This window comes from Limnohabitans sp. 2KL-1, assembly GCF_003063435.1.
In the GTDB taxonomy this organism is placed as follows: domain Bacteria; phylum Pseudomonadota; class Gammaproteobacteria; order Burkholderiales; family Burkholderiaceae_C; genus Limnohabitans_A.
Genome location: NZ_NESL01000001.1, coordinates 219,336 through 240,406 on the forward strand (window position 1 = coordinate 219,336; position 21,071 = coordinate 240,406).

Annotated in this window: 17 protein-coding genes; 12 read left to right on the forward strand and 5 right to left on the reverse strand. The window is 62.7% G+C overall.

Features of this window, described 5'->3' with window-relative positions; all coding sequences use genetic code 11:
- Position 1: 1 nt before the first annotated feature.
- On the reverse strand, positions 2–3,220 hold the full coding sequence (locus B9Z47_RS01030) for a 4Fe-4S double cluster binding domain-containing protein (protein WP_108329411.1): 3,219 nt from the start codon (positions 3,218–3,220) through the stop codon (positions 2–4).
- Between the two features lie 13 nt (positions 3,221–3,233).
- Positions 3,234–4,073 (reverse strand): class I SAM-dependent methyltransferase, encoded by an 840-nt coding sequence (locus tag B9Z47_RS01035; protein WP_233253601.1) that lies wholly within the window; start codon positions 4,071–4,073, stop codon positions 3,234–3,236.
- Between the two features lie 1,080 nt (positions 4,074–5,153).
- Here B9Z47_RS01035 and B9Z47_RS01040 point away from each other — a divergent pair.
- The 7 genes from B9Z47_RS01040 (at position 5,154) to B9Z47_RS01070 (ending at position 12,100) form a co-directional block, all read left to right on the forward strand.
- Positions 5,154–5,630: an OsmC family protein gene (locus B9Z47_RS01040; RefSeq protein ID WP_108329412.1), complete on the forward strand. Its 477-nt coding sequence runs from the start codon at positions 5,154–5,156 to the stop codon at positions 5,628–5,630.
- 265 nt (positions 5,631–5,895) lie between these two features.
- Positions 5,896–6,870, forward strand: coding sequence for a tripartite tricarboxylate transporter substrate binding protein (locus B9Z47_RS01045; protein WP_108329413.1), 975 nt, complete (start codon positions 5,896–5,898; stop codon positions 6,868–6,870).
- 52 nt (positions 6,871–6,922) lie between these two features.
- Entirely contained in the window at positions 6,923–7,837 is a 915-nt protein-coding gene (gene ltnD / locus B9Z47_RS01050) for an L-threonate dehydrogenase (protein ID WP_108329414.1), read from the forward strand.
- A gap of 83 nt (positions 7,838–7,920) precedes the next feature.
- Positions 7,921–9,192, forward strand: a complete 1,272-nt coding sequence (gene otnK / locus B9Z47_RS01055) for a 3-oxo-tetronate kinase (protein ID WP_108330013.1) — start codon at positions 7,921–7,923, stop codon at positions 9,190–9,192.
- Between the two features lie 135 nt (positions 9,193–9,327).
- Positions 9,328–9,987 (forward strand): aldolase, encoded by a 660-nt coding sequence (locus B9Z47_RS01060; RefSeq protein ID WP_108329415.1) that lies wholly within the window; start codon positions 9,328–9,330, stop codon positions 9,985–9,987.
- Between the two features lie 16 nt (positions 9,988–10,003).
- Positions 10,004–10,834, forward strand: coding sequence for a 2-oxo-tetronate isomerase (gene otnI, locus B9Z47_RS01065; protein WP_108329416.1), 831 nt, complete (start codon positions 10,004–10,006; stop codon positions 10,832–10,834).
- Between the two features lie 102 nt (positions 10,835–10,936).
- Complete coding sequence (locus B9Z47_RS01070; RefSeq protein WP_108329417.1) at positions 10,937–12,100, forward strand: glycerophosphodiester phosphodiesterase; 1,164 nt, start codon at positions 10,937–10,939, stop codon at positions 12,098–12,100.
- A 99-nt stretch (positions 12,101–12,199) separates the two neighbouring features.
- Here the strand turns inward: B9Z47_RS01070 and B9Z47_RS01075 are convergent, their stop codons facing one another.
- The gene (locus tag B9Z47_RS01075; RefSeq protein WP_108329418.1) at positions 12,200–14,374 is read right to left on the reverse strand and encodes a xanthine dehydrogenase family protein molybdopterin-binding subunit; all 2,175 of its coding nucleotides are present in this window, start codon (positions 14,372–14,374) and stop codon (positions 12,200–12,202) included.
- Positions 14,371–14,844: a (2Fe-2S)-binding protein gene (locus tag B9Z47_RS01080; protein ID WP_108329419.1), complete on the reverse strand. Its 474-nt coding sequence runs from the start codon at positions 14,842–14,844 to the stop codon at positions 14,371–14,373. The genes B9Z47_RS01075 and B9Z47_RS01080 overlap by 4 nt, the downstream gene beginning before the upstream one ends.
- Positions 14,845–15,210: 366 nt before the next feature.
- Here B9Z47_RS01080 and B9Z47_RS01085 point away from each other — a divergent pair, with 366 nt between their 5' ends.
- The 5 genes from B9Z47_RS01085 to B9Z47_RS01105 are packed head-to-tail and all read left to right on the forward strand — an operon-like array spanning position 15,211 to position 20,026.
- The gene (locus B9Z47_RS01085; RefSeq protein WP_108329420.1) at positions 15,211–16,692 is read left to right on the forward strand and encodes a carboxylesterase/lipase family protein; all 1,482 of its coding nucleotides are present in this window, start codon (positions 15,211–15,213) and stop codon (positions 16,690–16,692) included.
- On the forward strand, positions 16,689–17,459 hold the full coding sequence (locus B9Z47_RS01090; RefSeq protein WP_158271595.1) for an ABC transporter ATP-binding protein: 771 nt from the start codon (positions 16,689–16,691) through the stop codon (positions 17,457–17,459). The genes B9Z47_RS01085 and B9Z47_RS01090 overlap by 4 nt, the downstream gene beginning before the upstream one ends.
- A 1-nt stretch (position 17,460) precedes the next feature.
- Positions 17,461–18,453 carry an ABC transporter substrate-binding protein gene (locus B9Z47_RS01095; protein WP_108329422.1) on the forward strand — a complete coding sequence of 331 codons (993 nt, stop codon included), beginning with the start codon at positions 17,461–17,463 and terminating at the stop codon, positions 18,451–18,453.
- The gene (locus B9Z47_RS01100; protein ID WP_108329423.1) at positions 18,450–19,238 is read left to right on the forward strand and encodes an ABC transporter permease; all 789 of its coding nucleotides are present in this window, start codon (positions 18,450–18,452) and stop codon (positions 19,236–19,238) included. The genes B9Z47_RS01095 and B9Z47_RS01100 overlap by 4 nt, the downstream gene beginning before the upstream one ends.
- Positions 19,235–20,026, forward strand: a complete 792-nt coding sequence (locus B9Z47_RS01105; RefSeq protein ID WP_108329424.1) for an ABC transporter permease — start codon at positions 19,235–19,237, stop codon at positions 20,024–20,026. Before B9Z47_RS01100 ends, B9Z47_RS01105 begins: the two co-directional genes overlap by 4 nt.
- A gap of 36 nt (positions 20,027–20,062) precedes the next feature.
- Here the strand turns inward: B9Z47_RS01105 and B9Z47_RS01110 are convergent, their stop codons facing one another.
- Positions 20,063–21,064: an XdhC family protein gene (locus B9Z47_RS01110; protein WP_108329425.1), complete on the reverse strand. Its 1,002-nt coding sequence runs from the start codon at positions 21,062–21,064 to the stop codon at positions 20,063–20,065.
- Positions 21,065–21,071: the final 7 nt, after the last annotated feature.

Genomic DNA, 21,071 nt, shown 5'->3' on the forward strand with positions numbered 1-21,071 from the left:
TTTAAAAATCCAGGGCAATGATGCCCTTTGCTTGCTTGGCGCGTGAGCAGCACAGGATGATTTTGTGCTGCCGCTCTTTTTGGCTGAGCACAAAGTCGCGGTGCTCTACCTCGCCTGACGCCTGGGCATCGTAAGGCACAGCACACACCCCGCACAGGCCGTCGCTGCATTTCACATCGATGGCCAGGCCCGCATCGGCCAGCACGTCTGTGGCGCTGCGCTCGGCGGGCACCTGCAGGCGACGGCCTGATTTTTGCAACAGCAGCTCAAACGGCTGGTTCACCCAGGCATCGGCTTCGGGCACGCTGAAGTATTCGCGGTGCAGGGCGTCCCCCGGCCAGCCGTGTGCGGTGGCGGCCTCGAACACGCCGTCCATGAAGCGCGGCGCACCGCAGGTGTAGACATGCATGCCCGGCGCAAACTCAGGCAGCAGCTGCATCAAGTCAGCGCGCTGGCCTTCGTCCTTGAAGTGGTACTGCACCCGATCACGCCAGGGCGCTTGGGCCAGGTCTTTCAGAAAGCCCGCTGTCTTTCGGCTGGCTGCGCTGTAGTGAAAGTCAAAAGGCTTGCCCAAAGCGTGCAGCCGGTGCGCCATGGCGATCATGGGCGTCACGCCAATGCCCCCGGCCATCAGCCAGCTGTGGGTGGCGTCTTCGTGCAGCGCAAAGTGGTTGACCGGACGCGAGACAAACACTCGGCGTCCTTCGCGAAAGGCCCGGTGCATGAGCGCCGAGCCGCCGCGCCCACCAGCTTCGGGCGCCTCGCGCAGCACGCCCAGCACATAGCGGCTGCGGTCGGCCGGGTCGCCCGCCAGGCTGTAGGGGCGCTGGTATTCGGGGGCGATCACCACGTCGATGTGCCCGCCCGCCGTGAAGGCAGGCAGCTCGCGGCCATCGGGCGCTTTGAACTCGTAACGCGCCAGGCCCTCGGCCATCTCTTCGCGTTTGTGCAGCACCACCGGAAACACGGGGGGCTCGGCCGGCAAGGGCTGCGGCCCTGGGGCCAAGCCCTCGGTCTGGCCTGCTGCCAAGCGGGCTTGGTATTGCGCGGGCGTGAGCAAGGCCTGGTAGCGGGCAATGCCCTCTTCGCGGTTGACCGGGTAGGTCACCGGGTAAGGCGGCGGCATTTTGTCGGCCGGGTACACGGCCAGGGTCTGGTCTTCGTAGCGCAGGGCCAGGTCTTTTTGCAGGCTGCGCTGGTGGGTTTGTTGCGCTTGCACATAGCGTCCCGTGCGCTTGTCCAGCTCGATGTCCCACCACCATTTTTTGACCGGGTTGATGCTGCCGCGCTCGAGCAGGTCATCGAGCCGCGCCAGCGCCGGTGCGGCGGCGGGCAGCTTCATGGCCACTTGCCGCCACAGGCTGTCGGCCAGCAGGCCTTCGAGGTTCCAGGGGCAGGTTTTCATGCAGCGCCCGCACATGCCGCCTGCCGCGTTGGTGATGCGGTAGCGGGCGCATTTTTCGGCGTCGCTTTTCCAGATCTCGTAGCCGTTGTACATCAGCTTGGGGCCTGCGGTGATGGCCCCAGACGGGCATTCGCGGGCGCACTTGTTGCAGCTTTCGCAAAAGCTTTGTAAGCCAAAGTCGATGGGCCGGTCGGGGGCCATGGGCATGTCGGTGGTCACGCTGCCGCTTTTCAGGCGCGGGCCCAAAAACGGGTTGAGGATCACCTCGCCAATGCGGCTGACTTCGCCCAGACCCGACAGCAGCAACAAAGGCGGCTGCAGCACATCGCCGTCGAGCACCGAATGCACCCGGGCCGAATAACCCAGCCGCCGAATCTGCTCGGCCAAGATGCCGCCCATCAACGAAAACCGCAAATAAGCCCGCATGCTCTGCGCCACCGAAATCCAGTCGTCGCCACTCGCGCCTTCCATGGTTTCGTGGCCTTGGTCGATCAACAAATTCAGCGCGTTGGCGTGGTAGGCCGGCATGGGGTTGCCGCCCGCGTCGTGCGAGTAATAGGCCCATTCGGGCACGGCGCACAGGCCCACCGCGTCCACGCCCAAATAGTAAGAAGCGGCTTTGAGCTTGTCGGCGTTGCGCTGCGGGTCTTGAGTGCTGGTGGCCACTGGGCCACGCGCCGGGCCAAACTGCAAGAGCAGCAATGCGCCCAGTGCCCGACGGGCACAGGCCCCGATGGGGCTTTTCATCACGTAGTGCGCGTTCTTGGCGTCGTCTTGCACCGACTTGCCCAGGTCGCCAAACAAGGCGCGTGCAAAAAAGTCGGCCCGCTTTGGGAATCGAGGCACCCGGTCGTGGTCGATGAAGGTGGTGGGCGTGTCTTGGCGTTTGAGCGTTTCAAACGGGTGCGCCCCTTGGCGAAACTCGCGCCGGGCATAAGCGTCGCGGTGGAATGCGCCTTTGAAGGTGCCCTGGCCCAGCCACCAGGCGGGGCCGTGGCTTTGCCAGCGGTTTTGCTGGGGTGCCAGAGCCTGATCCGGGGCCAGCGCCAAAGTGGTGCTGACGGCGGCCAGGGCATAGCGTTGGCCCACATAGGGGTTGCCGCCATCGGGCAGGGTCAGGCCTGCGGCCAAGGCCAGGCGGGCCAAGTCCACATCGCTGCAGCTGGCGCTGTGGGCGCGGGCCTCGTGGCCCAGCATGCGCAAATAACTCGACAGCAGCACGGCCGTTTGCGCCGCCAGCACAGCGGCGCGGGGCGCTTGTGTGCCGGCCAGCCAGTCGCAGCCGGGCTCATCGGGTTTCGGGTCCCGCGCAAATTCCACCAGGATCACGATGGCGTGGCTGTGGTGCGCTATCGGCCCATGCACCGTGCGGGCCGACTCCAGCACATCGGCCAAGATCATGTCCATGCCCGCCGCAAAACTGGCGGGCTGGCTTTGTGCCAACTCTTCGCCCAAGGCAGGCACGGCGGGGTTGCGGATCGGCTCGGCCAACCAGGCGCTCGCGGGCAGCGCGCAAATGCCCATCATCGAGGCGTCAAAGTAATAACCCGCGGCCTTCAGGTGCCGGGCGCGTTCGTCGGGCTCGGCCGGGATCTCGCCAACTTGCGGGTTCACGGCCCCATCGCGCACCAGGTCGAACATGGCCATGTAACGCGCCATGGCATGGGCCATCGACTCGGGGTCGTCGTGCGCAAAACGCAATGCCTGCATGGGCGGCAGCGCACTGTCGTCGGGGGCTGCGGTGGTGCGGCGCAGGCGCTCCAGCGGGTAGGGCCCCAAGTGCACGGGGCGGTCGCGGTACGAAAACAAGCGCATGCTCAGAGTCCTTTTAATGACCAACCCGTTGACCCAAAACCTTCACCACCTCGGGCTGCACCTCGACCATGCCGTAAGGCCCGACCAGCTCGCCGTTCAGGGTCTGGCCTTGCACCTGCAGCTTGGCGGCCTGCAACTGCCCGTCGCCATTGACGAAGCTGAAATGCAAATCGGCACCGTCCATGCGGGCACCCAGCACGGGCTGCACCTGCGCGCCCCAGGCCAGGGTGCCGCCCACGCGCTGGTGCCGCTGCGTCAGCTGCAGCCGCGCCGGGCCACGGCGGTCCAGACCTTGCAGCGTCCACTGGCCCGCCACCACGGCGGGCACGGTCCAGAAATAGCCGGTGTTCGTGCCCACACGGATCACCTGGTCCGGCTCCCAGTCGCCCATCGAGAAGGTGTTGGACACCACCCGCGTGCCCGGGCGCATGGCCAAAATCGTGGGGCGCAGCTGCGCGTTCAACTCTTCCAGCAGGTACAGGGTGACCACCGTGGCTTTGGAAAAGTCTTCTTTGAAGATGTCGCCGTGCACGATGCGCACCCGGTCGGCCACCCCCGCGCGCTGCGCGTTGCGCTGAGCCAGTGCGGCCAGGTCTTTGTTGTACTCAATGCCCCAGGCCCGCGCCCCAAACTGCCGCGCCGCCGCGATCGGGATCTTGCCGTCTCCTGCGCCCAGGTCCACCACTTCGTCATCGGGGCCAACCCGCGCGGCCGTCAGCATTTGGATGACCAACTCATCACGGGTGGGCAGCCACATCACATCCTTGCCCATTTGTCCCAGTTTGGGGGTGTAGGTTTCGGGCGGCAGGCTGGTGCAGGCTGGTGCAGGCTTGCAGCAGCAACATGGCCACAAGGGGCCAAACGCGGGTGAATCGGTGCATGGGCGGAACCGGACAGGGCAAGGGTGTTCTGAGGTTTTGGAGGGTACCGGATTTCTGAGCAAAGGCAGCTGTGGGGGTGACAGGACCGGCTGTGTCGATCCACACCGGCCAGTTGCCAAGGCCCGATCCAGCAGGATTGATCGCAATGGCAAGCGGGTCTACTCGGAGGGCGTTCCGTCCATCCCGTATCGGGTGCAGTGACCTTCAAAAGGGTGCCCGCCAAAAGTGCGCCCACGATTGAAGACTTGTTGAGGCACACCTCGGGCATGGCCTGTGGCGAACTCACCGCCAATACACCGTCAAAGACGCGTAAACCAAAGCCAAGGTTTTTCGTCCCAGTGTCCCTTTTGATCAATGAAGGACACAGGTTTCATGTACCTGCGGCCAATGCATCGCGTTTGGCTGAGGCGTTTGCCAAGGACCCGTTGACGGGTGCGCCCAACGTTTTGATCGACGGCTCCAAAACACCAGGCAATGACCAGGGCGGTGCTGGCAGTGTGGGCATAAATGGCTGCTGCTTGCGGTATTGCCACTGTGCATGGCTCGGCAGGCGAGTTCATGTGGGCTGGATTTGCAGGGACATTTTTCTGGGCTGAACCCAAAGAAAAATTGTGCGCTGTCTAGATGACACAGTCCCCCAGTCTATTGCGTGCCAGCTATCGCACACTGATGAAAAATCTGGTTTCTCAAGCCATTGTCAATTGAGACAAGCCAACCCCAACGTCAAGTTGGGCTTGGCGTTTGGGGGCCTGTCAACCCGCTCGTGCGTGCCCGATGTGGTGCTTGGGTGGGCATGACGTGCGTTGCTGAAACTCGATGACATGTCAGCTATTGGGCTCACGCCTTCGGGCTTGGAAGCCAACGAAAGCTGTGCCTGCGTTGCAGCGTTTGCGGTCAGCGATCGTTGCAAGCGGAGCTGCAGCTGTAGGTCAGAACCGGAAGTTCCGGCAGGCCGCAGCGAGATCGGGTGGACAGGCCCCTTCGATACGGCATGGACTAAGCTATAAACCAAAGTAGTTGGAAACTATTGCTGCAAATGAAAAGGACAAGACATGGCAAAGCTACACGATTTCGCATCGTCGATTGTCTGGACTGGAAACCGGGGAGAAGGAACTCGCGCTTACAAAAGTTACGACCGGACTTGGGATATTGCCTTGCCCAGCAAGGACATCATTCATTGTTCGAATGATCCTCTCCTTGGTGGTGATCCAGCCAAGATGAATCCTGAAGATCTCCTGATTTCGGCTTTGTCCGCATGCCACATGCTTTGGTATTTACACCTTGCGAGCAATGCTGGGATCGTTGTTACAGGCTACCGTGACGATCCGATTGGCCATGGCGAGACTCTGCCGAATGGAGCAGGACGGTTTCTTGCTGCAGTTCTCCGTCCGAAAATTTCGGTGCAAGAAGGCGCAGATTTGGAATTTGCTGGCGAACTTCACCATAAAGTTCATGACTTTTGCTTTATTGCTCGATCAGTTAATTTTCCCGTGAGCTATGAGCCGACTTTCACTGTAGTCGCCCGATAAGCCTTTACGAATAACGCCTTCCAAGGTCCGCAACGAGTCGGCCGTGGACAGTCACTTGCGACGATTGAATGTCTGCTCCCAGCCTCAAGCAGACCCTAGAAATTGACGGCACCCCCATTTTGGATGGATCACTGGTTCAGGCTGGGAGCCGTCGTTGACCCATGCCCAAAATGTGCCCACACCCACACTTGCCCCGTGATCTCCCTGATGCGAAGTCCATTCAAAATTTGTATGATGACCTGATCAATTCGCATCAGGACACCCCATGCAACGCAGAAACTGGATCGCAGCGGCCGCTGCTTTGGTCGCCACCTCGCCATTTCTGGCCAACACCGCTTCGGCCCAAACTTGGCCCGCCCGATCCATCAAGCTGGTGGTGCCTTTTCCGCCCGGCGGTCTGATCGACAACATGGCCCGGCTGGTCGCACCCAAACTGGCGCTGGAGTTGGGCCAGCCCATCGTCATTGACAACAAGCCCGGTGCGGGTGGCAATCTGGGTGCGGCCGAGGCGGCGCGTGCGGCGGCCGATGGCTACACCTTGCTCATGGCTTCCCCCCCGCTCACCATCAGCCCGGCGCTGTACAGCAAACTGCCTTACAAGCCCGAGCAAATTGTCCCGGTGGCGTTGTTGGGCCGCGTGCCCAATGTGCTGGTGGTCAACCCGACTGCGGGCATCAACAGCCTGGCTGAATTGACGGCTTTGGCCAAGTCCAAACCAGGTCAGCTCAATTACGCCTCGAACGGGCAGGGCACCTCGCTGCACCTGAGCGCCGAGCTGTACAAAAGCCAGTCGGGTGCGTTCGTCACACATATCCCTTACCGGGGTGCGGCCGCAGGTCTCACGGGCTTGATGGCGGGCGAAGTGAACATGATGTTCGACAACCTGCCCTCGGCGCTGGGCCTGATCAACGGCGGCAAGCTCAAAGCCCTGGCCGTGACCACGCCCCAGCGCAGCAGCGCTTTGCCCAATGTGCCCACCATGGAAGAAGCGGGCATGAAGGGCTACCAGGTGTTTGCCTGGTTCGGTGTGGCAGCGCCTGCGGGCCTGCCTGTACCGGTTGCGCAAAAGCTGGAACAAGCGCTGGAACGTGTGGCCAGCCAGCCCGAGGTGAGGGCGGCCATGCTCAAAGCCGGCGCAGAGCCCGCTTGGGCCAACGCCCAAGGCCTGGCCAGTTTTATGCAGGCTGACACCACGCAGTGGAAAAAAGTGGCGGCTTTCGCCAAGATCACGCTGGATTGACACCCGCAATGGGACTACATGCGCGTTGGGCGCTTTACTCTGGAGAAATGACATGACGACAGTAGGATTGATCGGTTTAGGGGCCATGGGCTCGGGCATGGCCGCATCGCTGCGCCGCGCTGGGCACAGCGTGCAGGTGTTTGATGTGCGCCGCGAGGTGGCCGAGGCGTTCACGAATGCGGGCGGCACGGCGCACGACTCGCTGGCCTCGCTGGGTGCTGCGTGCGACGTGGTGGTGTCGGTGGTGGTCAATGCCGCACAAACCGAAGCCGTGCTGTTTGGCGACGGCACCACCCCCGATGGCATGTCTGGTTGCGCGGCCAGCATGAAGCCGGGCAGCGTGTTCGTGATGTGCTCCACCGTGGACCCGAATTGGTCGGTGGCACTCGAAGCGCGGCTGGAGGCCATGGACCTGCGCTATGTGGACGCGCCCATCTCGGGCGGCGCGGCCAAGGCCGCCTCTGGCCAGATGACCATGATGACCGCGGGCAAGCCTGAGGCTTATGCCGTGGCCGAGCCCTTCTTGAACGCCATGGCCGCCAAGGTCTACAAGCTGGGCGACAGCGCAGGCGCGGGCAGCAAGGTCAAGATCATCAACCAGCTGCTGGCGGGCGTGCACATCGCGGCCGCTGCCGAAGCCATGGCGCTGGGCATGCGCGAGGGTGTGGACCCGGCCGCCCTGTACGAGGTGATCACCAACAGCGCGGGCAACAGCTGGATGTTTGAAAACCGCATGGCCCATGTGCTGGCGGCCGACTACACACCGCTGTCGGCCGTGGACATTTTTGTGAAGGATCTGGGCATCGTGCTCGACATGGCGCGTGCCAGCAAGTTCCCGCTGCCGCTGTCCAGCACCGCGCACCAGATGTTCATGCAGGCGAGCACGGCGGGCTTCGCCAAAGAAGACGACAGCGCGGTGATCAAGATCTTTCCGGGCATCGAACTGCCGAAGAAAAAAAGTGCCTGACCGTTGTGGGCGCTTGCCCCTGCGCGCGTATGCGTTCGGCCGCAGGGGCGGCCTCCCACAACAACACCAAACACAAGCCAACCATGACCAAAACATTGAAACTGGGCTGTATTGCCGACGACTTCACCGGCGCCACAGACCTCGCCAACAACCTGGTGCGCTCGGGCATGCGGGTGGTGCAAACCATTGGCGTGCCCACGGCCTCCCTAGCGGCCGATGTGGATGCGGTGGTGGTGGCGCTCAAGTCGCGCACCATTCCCGCCGCCGATGCGATTGCGCAATCACTCGACGCTTTGAAGTGGTTACAGGCGCAGGGCGCAGAGCAGATCTATTTCAAATACTGCTCCACCTTTGACAGCACGCCCGAAGGCAACATCGGCCCCGTGACCGAGGCGCTGATGGACGCGTTGGGCACGGACTTCACCATCGCCACACCCGCCTTCCCGGACAACGGCCGCACCGTGTTCAAGGGCTACCTGTTCGCAGGCAACGTGCTGCTCAATGAATCGGGCATGCAAAACCACCCGCTCACGCCCATGACCGACGCCAACTTGGTGCGTGTGATGCAGGCGCAAACGAAGCGCAAGGTGGGCTTGATCGACTACAAAACCGTGGCACAGGGCGAAGCGGCGATTCGCGAACGCATCGCCGCGCTGCGTGCCGAAGGTGTGGGCGTGGCCGTGGTGGACGCGACCAGCAACGAAGACTTGCATCGCCTCGGGCCTGCCTTGAAGGGCATGCCGGTCGTCACCGCAGGTTCGGGCGTGGCCATTGGCCTGCCCGCCAACTTTGGCTTGAAGCCTTCGCTGCAAGCCAGCCAATTGCCAGTGGCCCGTGGCTTGCAGGCGGTGGTCTCGGGCAGCTGCTCTTTGGCCACCAACGCGCAGGTGGCGAACTTCAAAGCAACTGGCCGCCCCGCCATGGCGATCAACCCGGCGGCACTGATGAACGGCCAAAGCAGCGCCGTGGTGCAGCAGGTGCTGGCCTGGGCTGAGCCGCTTTTGAAAGACGGTCCGGTGCTGGTGTACTCCACCGCCGAACCTGAAGCCGTCAAAGCCGTGCAGGCGCAGCTGGGCGTGGCCGAAGCGGGCGCTTTGGTGGAACACGCGTTGGCTGCGGTGGCGCGTGGCCTGGTCGATTTGGGTGTGAAGCAGCTGGTGGTGGCCGGTGGCGAAACCTCGGGTGCTTGTGTGCAGGCGCTGGACATTGCGCAGCTGCAAATCGGCCCGCAGATTGACCCCGGCGTGCCGTGGTGCCATGCGCCTTCTGAAAACGGCGGCGTGCACATTACGCTCAAATCGGGCAACTTCGGCACCGAGGATTTTTTCAGCAAAGCGTTTGGGGTTTTGCGGTGACAGGTGCGCACAGCGGGGCAGCAAGCATGTCGGGGCTGAAGCCGCCGACCTACCGAAACCCTCGCAGGTCGGCGGCTTCAGCCCCGACAAGGCGGCCACTGCACTCGGAACCCCCACGAATTTCGGAGACCCTGCATGAATGAAACCCAGGCCCGCGAAGAGATCTGCCGTCTGGGCCGCAGCCTGTTTGAGCGCGGCTACGTGCACGCCACGGCGGGCAACATCAGCGTGCGGCTCGATGACGGCTTCCTCATCACGCCCACCGACGCGTGTCTGGGTTTTCTGGACCCGGCACGTTTGGCCAAGCTGGACCTGCAAGGCCAACAAGTGAGCGGCGACAAGGGCAGCAAAACCATGGCCCTGCACCGCCAAATTTATGCTGCTGCGTGTGAGCACGATGCCCACACGCGCTGTGTGATCCACACCCACAGCACGCATGTCGTCGCGCTCAGCCTGAATGCGCCAGGCCCTGAACTGTTGCCGCCCATCACGCCCTACTTTGCGATGAAAGTCGGTCATGTGCCGCTGGTGCGCTACCACCGCCCCGGCAGCCCGGATGCGGCGCACGAGGTGGCCGAGCTGATCCGCCAATACGCCGCGCGCGGCACGCCCATCCGCGCTGTGATGTTGCCCCGTCTGGGGCCCAATGTGTGGCACGACACGCCCGCTGCGGCCATGGCCACGCTCGAAGAGCTGGAAGAAACCGCCCGGCTGATGCTGCTGCAGCCGGGCACACCCGCGCTGCAAGCCCATGAAATAGACGACTTGCGCCAGACCTTTGGTGCACGTTGGTAAAAACTGAAAGTTGTACATGCCTCAATTTGCCGCCAACCTCTCGATGATGTACCCCGATTTGCCGTTTCTGGACCGCTTTGAAGCGGCAGCCCGGGACGGTTTCAAGGCCGTGGAGTACTTGTTTCCCTACGCCTTTCCTGCGCAAGAGCTGGCCGCCCGTTTGAAGGGGAATGGCCTGCAACAGGTGCTGTTCAACGCCCCGCCGGGCGGTACCGATACCGACAGCTTTGGCAAGGCGTGGGAAACGGGCCAACGGGGCACGGCCAGCGTGCCCGGGCGCGAGGCCGAGTTTCGCACCGGCTTTGCACAAGCCCTGATTTACGCCGAAGTGCTGAACTGCCCGCGCATCCACGCCATGGTGGGCCTGCGTGCCGAAGGCGCGAGTGCCGAGGCGTTTGACGCCACGCTCATCAGCAACCTGCAATGGGCCGCTCTTGAGGCCACCAAGGCCGGGCGCGATGTGCTGGTCGAGCCGATCAACACCCGCAGCGTGCCGGGCTTTCACCTCAACCGCCAAGACCACGCACACCGCATCGTGCAGGCCGTGGGCGCACCCAACGTGAAGGTACAGATGGACCTGTTCCATTGCCAGATCGTCGAAGGCGACCTGAGCGCCAAGATCGCCCAGTACCTGCCCACGGGCCGAGTGGGTCATTTCCAGATTGCCGAGGTGCCCAACCGCCACGAACCGGGCACGGGCGAGGTGAACTGGCCGCACATCTTCCGGACCATCGACAGGGTGTCGGCCGAGTGCGGCTGGGACGGCTGGATCGGCTGCGAATACAACCCGGCCGACGCATCGGCGGGCGGCACTTCGCGGGGTTTGGGCTGGCTCCAAGCACTTTGAATCTTCTTTCAAACGTCATCCAGAAGTCACAGGGGCGCTGCAAACTTCGGTGGTTTTCAAAGGGTCTTGTCAGACCCGTTGAGCAAATCCACTGGAGTTCACATGAAGATCAAATACTGGATGGCTGCGGCATCTGTGCTGATGCTGCAAGCATGCGGCGGCGACAGCGCACCGCTGTTCAAAACCCTGTCAGGCGAGGCGCCTTTGGTGATTGGTCACCGTGGCGCATCAGGCACCTTTCCTGAGCACACCCTGGAGGCGTACAAAGCCGCCATTGACCAAGGTGCCGATTTCGTGGAGCCTGATTTGGTGTTGACCAAAGACGGCGTGATGATCGCTCGCCATGAGCCGATTCTGGACGGCACCACGGATGTGGCCACCAAGTTTGCGGACCGCAAAACCACCAAAAATCTGGATGGCGAGCCAAAGACCGCGTATTTCGCCAGCGATTTCACTTTGGCTGAAATCAAGACTTTGCGCGCCATTCAGCCGGTGGGCGTGCGCTCCAAGGTGTATGACGGTCTGTTCTCGATTCCAACCCTGGACGAGGTGATTGCACTGACCAAAACCGAAGGTGCCAAAGTCGGCCGCACGGTCGGCATTTATCCCGAAATCAAGCACTCCACCTTCCACGCCACGGATGTGGGTTTTGGCAAAAACGTGTTTGAAGACAAGCTGGTCAGCACCCTGCATGCGGCTTACGGCAATGTGGCCACGGCCCCGGTGTTCATTCAGTCATTTGAAGTGGCGAACCTGCAGTATCTGAACACCAAAACCAGCATCAAACTGGTGCAGTTGGTCGATGCTTACGATGTGCTCGACGACGGCAGCATCCATGTCGATACCGCCACGTACAACCCATGGCGTCAGCCTTATGACTTTGTGGTCAGCAAAGACGCCCGTACTTTCAAAGACCTGGTCACGGCCAGCGGCTTGGACTTCATCAAGACCTATGCGGATGCCGTCGGCCCCTGGAAGCCTTACCTGGTCAAGACCGTGAACGACAAAGTGGACCGTTCGGGTGATGGAAAAATCACCGACATCGATCGCCGCGTGGACGGCTCAACGGGTGTGATCGAGATGGCCCACCAAAAAGGCCTGCTCGTTCACACCTGGACCTTCCGGGGTGACAGCGGCGGTTATGACCTGGGCTTCAAGGACGTCAAAACCGAGATTCAGTACTACATGAACCTCGGCATTGACGGCGTGTTCAGCGATTTCCCCGCAGCCGGTGTGGCCGCACTGAAAGCCCTTCGCGGCTATTGAAGAGCTGCACTTTTTACCGATCCTTCAGCCGGATTTTCAGCCCGAACCTGCAAATGACCGCCGTGTTGGCGGCTTTGCGGGTTCGGGGACTGGCGGCCTTCAAACCGTTGGCAAAGGCAAAGCCCGCAAACGCTTGCCATTGAGCGAGGCGATCGCGTTGGCGATGGCCGGGGCCACCGGGGGCAGCCCCACTTCGCCAATGCCGCCGGGGTGGTTGTCGGTGGGCATCACCTTCACAAAGACCTCGGGCGTTTCGTTGGCGCGCAACACGCGGTAGGCGTTCAGGTTGGTTTGCTGGGGCTCACCGGCCTTGAAGTCCATGCGCTCATGCAAGGCCGCCGACAAGCCGAAGATGACCGAGCCTTCGATTTGAGCCTGCACGTTTTGGGGCTGCAAGGCATGGCCGCAATCCACCGCAGACCAGACTTTGTGCACCTTGGGTCGGCCTTTGTCGATGGAGACCTGCACCACCATGCCACAGTAGGTGTTCCACGCGTCTGAGAACGCCAGGCCCAGCGCGTGCCCTTTGGGCAGTTTGGCTTTGCCCCATTGCGACATGTCGGCCACCGCCTTCAACACCGCAGCGCCACGCGGGTTCTTGCTCAGCAAGTCCATGCGGTAAGCCAGCGGGTCGGCGCCCACGCCGCGGGCCACTTCGTCGATCAGGGTTTCGATGGCGAACTTGATGTAGCCCGGACCCACTGCACGCCAGAAGCCGGCCTGAATGCCGCGCTCTTCGATCATGAACTGCACGTTGTGGTCAGGGATGTCGTAGGTGATTTCCGTGCCCTCCATCACGGGCGCGTCCTTGCCGCCTGAGGCCTTGAACGCCGGTGGCACCACACGGGCGTAAATGCCTTCCGATACCACGCGGTGCAACAGGCCGACGATCTTGCCTTGTGCATCGACGCCGGCGACCAGGTGCTGCCCGGTCATGGGGCGGTATTTGTCGTGCGTCATGTCATCTTCTCGGGTCCAGATCACCTGGATAGGCGTGCCTGGCATGGCCTTGGCCACCAGGGCCGCATCGGCCGCGTAATCGGCCTCGACCCGCCGTCCGAAACCACCGCCCAGCAAGGTGATGTGGACGGTGATGTTTTCCGGCTTGAAGCCGCCAGCGCCCGCCACCGTGCCGGTGACAAACGAGGCCGATTGGGCCGGTGCCCAGACCTCGATCTTGTCGCCGTCTACGCGCGCGGTGCAGTTCATCGGCTCCAGGCAAATGTGGCTGAGCATCTCGCTGGTGTAGGTGGCGCTGAAGGTCCGGGTGGCACCGGCCAGGCGTTTGGCGGCATCACCATCTGCGATGAAGTCAATGCCTTTGTCCTCCAGGTTTTGTGCCCGTTTGACGTATTCGGCGCGCATGGCATCGGAGTTCTGGCTGCGCGCTTTGGCCTTCTGGGTCCAGACCACCTTGAGCTGGTCACGGGCTGTTTTGGCTGTGAAAAACGAATCGGCCACCACCGCCACACCATAGGGCAGGCGCACCACGTTCTTGACACCCGCCACCGCACGGGCGGCTGCATCGTCCACACTCTCGGGTGTTTCGCCTTGCACCGGGGCGCGCAAAACAGAGGCCCACAGCATGCCCGGCAGACGCTGGTCAATACCGTACAGGGCCTGGCCGCTGGATTTGGCGGGCACGTCCACACGGGGAATGTCCTTGCCGATCAGGCGGAACTGCGCCATCGGCTTGAGCATGCTCTTGTCCACCTTGGGCAGTTCGGCAGGGGCCTGCGCGACCTTGGCAATGTCGGCGTAGCTCATGCTGCGGCCACCGCTGTGGATGACGCGGCTGGCTTCGGTGCGCAGCTCGGAGGCGGGCACGCCCATGGCCTGGGCGGCCGCATTCACCATCACCAGACGTGCCTGGGCACCAGCCAGGCGCAGCGGCTCGTAATAGCCTTGCACCGTGCGCGAAGCGCCTGTGGTCATGCCGCCGCCAAAGCGGGGGTTGCCAAAACGCTTGGGGTCGCTGGGCGACTGCACCACACGCACCTGACGCCAGTCCAGGTCCATCTCTTCGGCCAGCAGCATGGGCATGGCGGTCATGGTGCCCTGGCCCATTTCAGCGCCAGGCGACATCAGGGTCACCACACCATCGAGGCCGATGTTGATCCAGCTGTTGGGGCCAAAGCCAGCAGCGCCAGGCGTCTGGGCCAAAGCCAATTCGGTTTGTGTCAGGCCAAACGACAGGCCCAAAGCCAGGCCGCCCGAACCGAGGATGAAAGAGCGGCGCGACACTGCGCCCGGAATGGAAGGGGTCGGGTTCATGCCTTGCCTCCGTTGAGGGTTTGCTGGGCGTTAGAGACCGCAGCGGCGATCTGGTTGTAGGTGCCGCAGCGGCAAATGTTGCCGCTCATGGCTTCCAGGATTTCGGTGCGGCTGAGGTTCTTCTTGACCACGCTGATGACTTTGGCGGCGGTCATGAGTTGACCCGATTGGCAGTAGCCGCATTGCGGCGCTTGCGCCTTGACCCAGGCCGCTTGCAGGGCCTGGCCTGTGCGGGTCTTCATCAGGCCTTCCACGGTGGTCACGTCTTTGCCTTCGGCCACCGACAGCGGCAAGGAGCAAGAGCGCACCGGCTCGCCGTTCAAGTGCACTGTGCAGGCACCGCACTGGGCGATGCCGCAACCGAACTTGGTGCCGGTGAGGTTGAGTTTTTCCCGGATGACCCACAGCAAAGGGGTCTCCGGCTTGGCATCGACCGAGACGGCCTCGCCATTGACTTTGAATCGAACCATGCATGTCTCCGGTGGTGGCATCTGATGCAGTCCGGTGCAACTTGCCCGTGACCGCGCAAAGCCCATGCTTCGCGCCTGCATCGTGAAACCGCCAAGTTAATGTCCTTGGCCTGATCCGTCTGTCGCGCACGGCTCAAATGCGGACAAACCCTGAGCATGGCACGGCGGTGGGAAATCCTCTCACCGATGTTCTTGACAGTTTGAGGTTCCACGCATTTAATTTATTGAACGTCCATCGTATGATTTTTCAAAAAGTTTGTTCGATCATCCCTTTCGCCGCAGTCCTTGCTGCATGGCCGCCGCCTTGGTGACCGACACGGTCCCCATGTCCGATTCCGATAACCATCAGAGACGAATGAGGTCATCATGAACCCCGCCTTGCCCATTGCCTGCACTTCTTCCGGCCTGCTTCGCGGTCGGGTGGAAGACGGCATCAACGTGTTTTGCAACGTGCCTTACGCGGCACCACCCGTGGGGCCTCTTCGTTTCCAGCGTCCGGCAGCGGTCACCCCTTGGGAGGGTGAAAGGGACGCCACGCGCCACGGGCCGGTGCCCCCCCAACCGGTGTCGCGGCTGCGTGCCGTGATGGGTGACTTCACGGCCGAGCAGGATGAAGATTGCCTCACGCTCACGATCACCACGCCGGCTGTTGACGGTCGGCGGCGTCCGGTGCTGATTTGGCTGCATGGCGGGGCTTTCTGGACTGGAGCAGGTTCGCTCGACTGGTACTCGGGTGTACCGATGTCGCGCCATGGCGATGTGGTCGTGGTGGGGGTGAATTACCGCTTGGGCGCCTTCGGTTTCATGCACTTGCCCGGTGTTTCCGAACCCAACCTCGGGCTGCACGACCAGATGGCTGCCCTCAAGTGGGTCAGTCAGGAAATCGAGGCTTTCGGAGGGGACCCGGACAACATCACGGTGATGGGGCAATCGGCGGGCGGTCTGTCGATCCTGGCCATGCTGGCCCACCCACCGAGTCGCCAGCTGATGCGGCGCGCCATTGTGCAAAGTGCACCGTTCGGCCGGTTGCTCCGGTCCAGACGCGAAGCCCAGTCGCTCGCTGAAACCCTGCAGGAGACGCTGGGCATCACGGACCCGGCGCAGTGGCGAAGCATCAGCGCGCAGGCGATCAATGAAGCGCAATTGAAGGTCGCGCGCAGCTTGGCGTCATTTGCCAACACCAGCCCGGTGTTCATCCCGGTGGCCGACCATGAATTGCTGGGCGAGGATGTGGTGGGTGCCGCCTTGGCGGGCGCAGCCGAATGCGATGTGATGATTGGCTACACACGCGATGAAATGTCGGCCTTTTTCGGTGCCGATGAGCAGATCCGCAATGCCACGGCAGAGCAGACCCGCGCCGTGTTCGCCCGGATGTTTGGTGCCGCAGCCGACCAGGCGTTGGCCGAATACCGCGAGCGCACCGGTGCCAGCGACAACGCATCGCTGCTGGGTGCCATGCTGGGCGATGCGTCCTTTGGCGCAGGTGTGCACGCGTTTGCCGAGCGGCTGGCGGACCTGGGGCGTCCGGCTTGGGTTTACCGCTTCGACTGGGCCGCGCCGGACAACCGGTTTGCCGCTTGCCATTGCTGCGAAATTCCTTTCATGCTGGACACTTTGCCTGCGTGGCAGGCCCCGATGCTTGAAGGCGGCGACCCCGCGTCCATGGCGAGGCTGGCTGCGCAGATGCGCGATGCCTGGATTGCTTTTGCGACGCACGGCGACCCATCGCACCCGGGCCTGGCCCATTGGCCCCGATACGAACAGGCCAGGCAGACCATGCTGCTGGATGTCCACAGCCGCGTCGCCAACGATCCGGCGGGCCGGACAAGATGGAAATACTGGCCATGACCGACGACTTGATCATTTTTGACCATGTAGGACTCGCCTTTGGCGGCGAGGCTATCTATGAAGACCTGAGCTTTTCGGTCGGACGGGGTGAATTTGTCTGCCTGCTCGGTCCATCCGGCTGCGGCAAGTCAACCTCCTTGCGCTTGATCGGTGACCTGTTGGCCGCTCATTCGGGCCAAGTCACCATTGATGGCAAGCCCCCCTCGCAAGCTTGGCAGGACGTGGCCTTTGTGTTCCAGTCGCCGCGTCTGGCACCCTGGCGCAACGCGATCGACAATGTCTTGCTTGGCGTTGAGTTGCGCATGGGCAAAGAAGAGGCCAGGCGGCGTCAGGCGCGTGCCAGCGAGTTGCTGGCCATGGTGGGCCTGGCGAATTCGGCGCACAAATACCCTTCCATGCTTTCTGGCGGTGAGCGCCAACGGGTGGCCATCGCACGTGCCTTGGCGGTCGATCCGACCATCGTGCTGATGGACGAGCCTTTCTCGGCACTGGACCCCAACACCCGCCGGCGCATGCGTAGCGAAATTGAAAGCATCTGGCAGCGCACGGGCCGCACGGTGCTGCTGGTCACGCACGACATCGAAGAGGCCATCGTGCTGGCTGACCGGATCGTGCTCTTGTCCAACAAGCCGACCCGGGTGCTCGAAAGCATTCCTGTCACCGTGCCACGCCCCCGGCGGCTGGTGGGTGACCCTGATCTTGAAGCGCTCAGGGATCGCCTGCAGCGTTTGTTCCAGTCCCTTGAAACAGAACCGGAGGACCTTTGACATGTCACTGAACCGTCGCCATTTCCTGGCCGCAGCCACGGCACCCGCCATCCTGTCGTCTTCACCGTTGCGCGCCCAGACCAAGCCCAAGGTCTCTTACGCTTACTTGCTGGACCCTGCCTATGACGCGGTCGTCTGGGCCATCAAGAACGGCAAGGTCAAATCCAGCATCATCGATGTCGAGGCCACCGGCATGCTGATCCCGCAACTGCTGCAGGTCACCTCGACCAAGCAATACGATGTCGTCATGACCGCCGTCATCGGGGTGCCGGCAGCGGCTGCACGTGGGCTGGACCTGCGCATCCTGTCGGCCGCTTTGCATGCCTCGCCGGTGGGCGAAGGCGGGGGCGTCTGGGTGAAGAAGGGCAGTCCCCACACGACGGTCTCGGCGCTCAAGGGCCGCACCATGGCCTCGTATGGCTTGCGTTCCACGGGGTACATGTTCGTGCGCGAAGCGATGCGCCTGAAATTCGGTCTCAACATGGCGCTGGAGGGTGGCGATGTGCGTCAGGTCGAGGTGCAGGCACCGAATTTGCCGGCTGCGCTGGCCACGGGTCAGGCCGATGCCGCCACCTTGATTCACAGCCAGGCCTGGCGGGCCATGCAGAGCGGTGAATTCCACAACATTTGTGAAACCAACGTCATCCTGAATGAGCGTTATGGCCCTCTGGTGTCGGCCGTCAATGTGTCTTACCCGGACCGCCTGGCACAGCGCGCAGAACACATCAGTGAATTCAACCGCATGCTCAAGGCCTCGGTGAGCTACGCCCTGACCAACCGCGACGAGGTGTTTGGTGCGGTCGCCAAGCAGGCCAACATCGACCGTGGCTTTCTGGAGTGGTGGTTCGACAAGACCACGCGTGTGCCTGCCGTGTTTGGCGATGAGCATGCCAAGGCCGTCCAGACGGCCTGGACCATCGGACGGGACATGGGCATGGTGGCGTCAGTCCCTGACGTGCGTGCTTATACCTGGGACAAGACGCTGCGCTCATGACCGCAGCAGCTGCAGCATCCAGTCGACTGCTTCGCACCCAGCGTGGGCTTGCCCTGGCCTTCCTTTTGGTGCTGGCGGTGGCATGGTGGGCCACGGCAGGACGTGTGCCCGCCTACGTCCTGCCGCCGCCGAGCGAAGTCGGCAAAGCCTTGCTCACTTTCGTGTCGTCTGCGCAGCGGCTGTCGCACCTGTTTGCCACGCTGGCCCACATCGGATCGGCCATCGGTATTTCATTCCTGCTGGGCGCCATGCTGGCCTTTGCCGCGCATTACGCCCGATGGAGCGCACCGGCCATACACCAGCGGCTCAATCCGTTTTTGAGCGCTTTTTCGGGCATCGGCTGGACGCTGCTTTCCGTGATCTGGTTCGGTGTGTCCAGCTACACGGTGGTGTTCACGATTGTTGTGGTCCTGCTGCCTTTTGCGTTGGTGAACTTGCGTGAGGGGCTGCTTGCGCTTGATGCTGAACTGCACGAAATGGGCAACAGCTTTGGCCGCAGCCGCTGGCGCGCCTGGCGGCTGCTGGTGATGCCCGCCTTGCTGCCTTTTGTGGCCGCGACACTGCGCATCATGTTTGGCGTGGCCTGGAAAGTGGCATTGACCGCCGAACTCTTTGGTGGCGGTCGGGGCTTGGGCTATGTGATCAACATCGCCCGCCAGGACTACGACACGGCGACACTGTTTGCGGTCATTTTGTTCATCATCATCGCTGTGACGCTGGCGGACCGACTGTTGTTCGGTCCGCTGGAGCGGTACACGGCCCGTCAGTTTGGAAGCACGCCATGAAGTCCGAAGCGTCAAGCGCCAAGGCCCTTTCCCAGGATGTCGGGCGTCGTTCGGGCGCACTGTGGTTGGCCGACGCCTTGGTCGTGCTGGCGCTGGTGGCCTGGGCTGCAGGGGCGGCCAATTTGCCCGAATTCGTTTTGCCGGGGCCGTTGGCGGTGGGGCAAAGGCTGCTCACCCTGTTCACGGACGGCGAATTCTTTGTCCACACGGCAGCCTCCACGTTGCGTGTGTTGGGCTCGGTGTTTTTGGCCTTGGTGATCGGCGGCGGGTTGGCGGTGCTCGCTCGGGCCGTGCCATGGCTTGACGGCATTGTGAGCGGATTGCTTCAGCCTTTCCTCAGCGCATTCCCCTCGATCGGCTGGGCCATCCGGGCGGCCATCTGGTTCACCCCAGGTCATGCTTCGATCGTGTTTGTGCAAGTCGCGATCCTCATCCCGTTTTGCCTGATCAACGTCACCGAAGGTTTGCGACAGATTGATCGGGAAGCCCTGGAGATGGCCACCAGTTTCACCCGTTCCCGCCCACGCATCGTGCTGCGCGTGGGTTTGCCGCTGCTGTTGCCCTACCTGATGGGTGCGCTGCGCATCGCTTACGGCGTGGCCTGGAAAATTGCGTTGGTCGCTGAATTGTTGGGCTCGACTTCCGGACTTGGATTTTTGATGCTGCGTGCCCAAGGTTCCGCCGACATGACCACCGTGCTCGCCGCATGTCTGGCCATCGTTGCCTTGTTTTATGCGGGCGAACGCCTGTTGCTCGACCCACTCGCGCGACGTTTCAGCCCACGTTAAGACCCCGGTCGCCGCAGCCGCGACCGGTATGAACTGTCAAGCCAGACCGCACACGGTCTTGGAGCCTTCCCAGCTGCTGAGGGCTTGACTCAAATCCACGCCACGGCGCATGGCGGTCATTTCGGCCACGATGCTCATGGCGATTTCCGGTGGGGTCAGGGCGCCCAGATTCAGGCCCACCGGGCCGCGCAATTGGGCGGCTTCGGCTTCTGACACATCGAATTCGAGCAGGCGTTTGCGCCGCTGCGTGTTGTTGTGGCGCGAGCCCAGGGCCCCCACATAAAACGCGGGCGTGTGCAGCGCCTCCATCAGGGCCAGATCGTCCAGTTTGGGGTCGTGCGTCACGGCCACCACCGCGCTGTTGTGGTCCAGACGCATGGCCAGCACCAGGTCGTCGGGCATCTGGGTGGACAGGTGCACACCGGCCATGGCTTCCCAGCCTTCGTGGTATTCGGCGCGAGGTTCGCACACCGTGACCTGGTAGTCCAGCATGACCGCCATGGCCGCCAGATAGCGCGAGAGTTGCCCGCCACCGATGATGAGCAGGCGCAGGCGCGGGCCGTGCACCGTGGTCAGGCTTTGGCCATCAAACTGCAGCTTGTCGCCCTCGGTGGCCGCGCTCATGCGCACCATGCCTGTGGCCATGTCCAGACGCCGCTCCACGCGCTGGTGTTGCTCAATCAGCACCAGCAACTCACGCAATTGCGATTGGGGTGACAAGGGCTCCAGCACCACCTGCACCGAGCCGCCGCAAGGCAGGCCAAAGCGGCGCACCTCTTCGGCGGTCTGGCCGTAGGTGGTGGTCTCCGGCATGCGCATGGCCAACTCGCCCGCCGCCACACGGCGGATCAGGTCGTCTTCGATGCAGCCACCCGAGACCGACCCGGCCACTTGGCCGTCGCCTCGGATGATCATGAGCGAGCCCGGTGGGCGTGGGGCCGATCCCCAAGTGCGCACCACGGTGCCCATGACCACGCGCTGGCCCCGGCTTTGCCAGTCCAAAGCGGTGCGGATCACGTCGATGTCGATGCTGTTCATGCTGTTT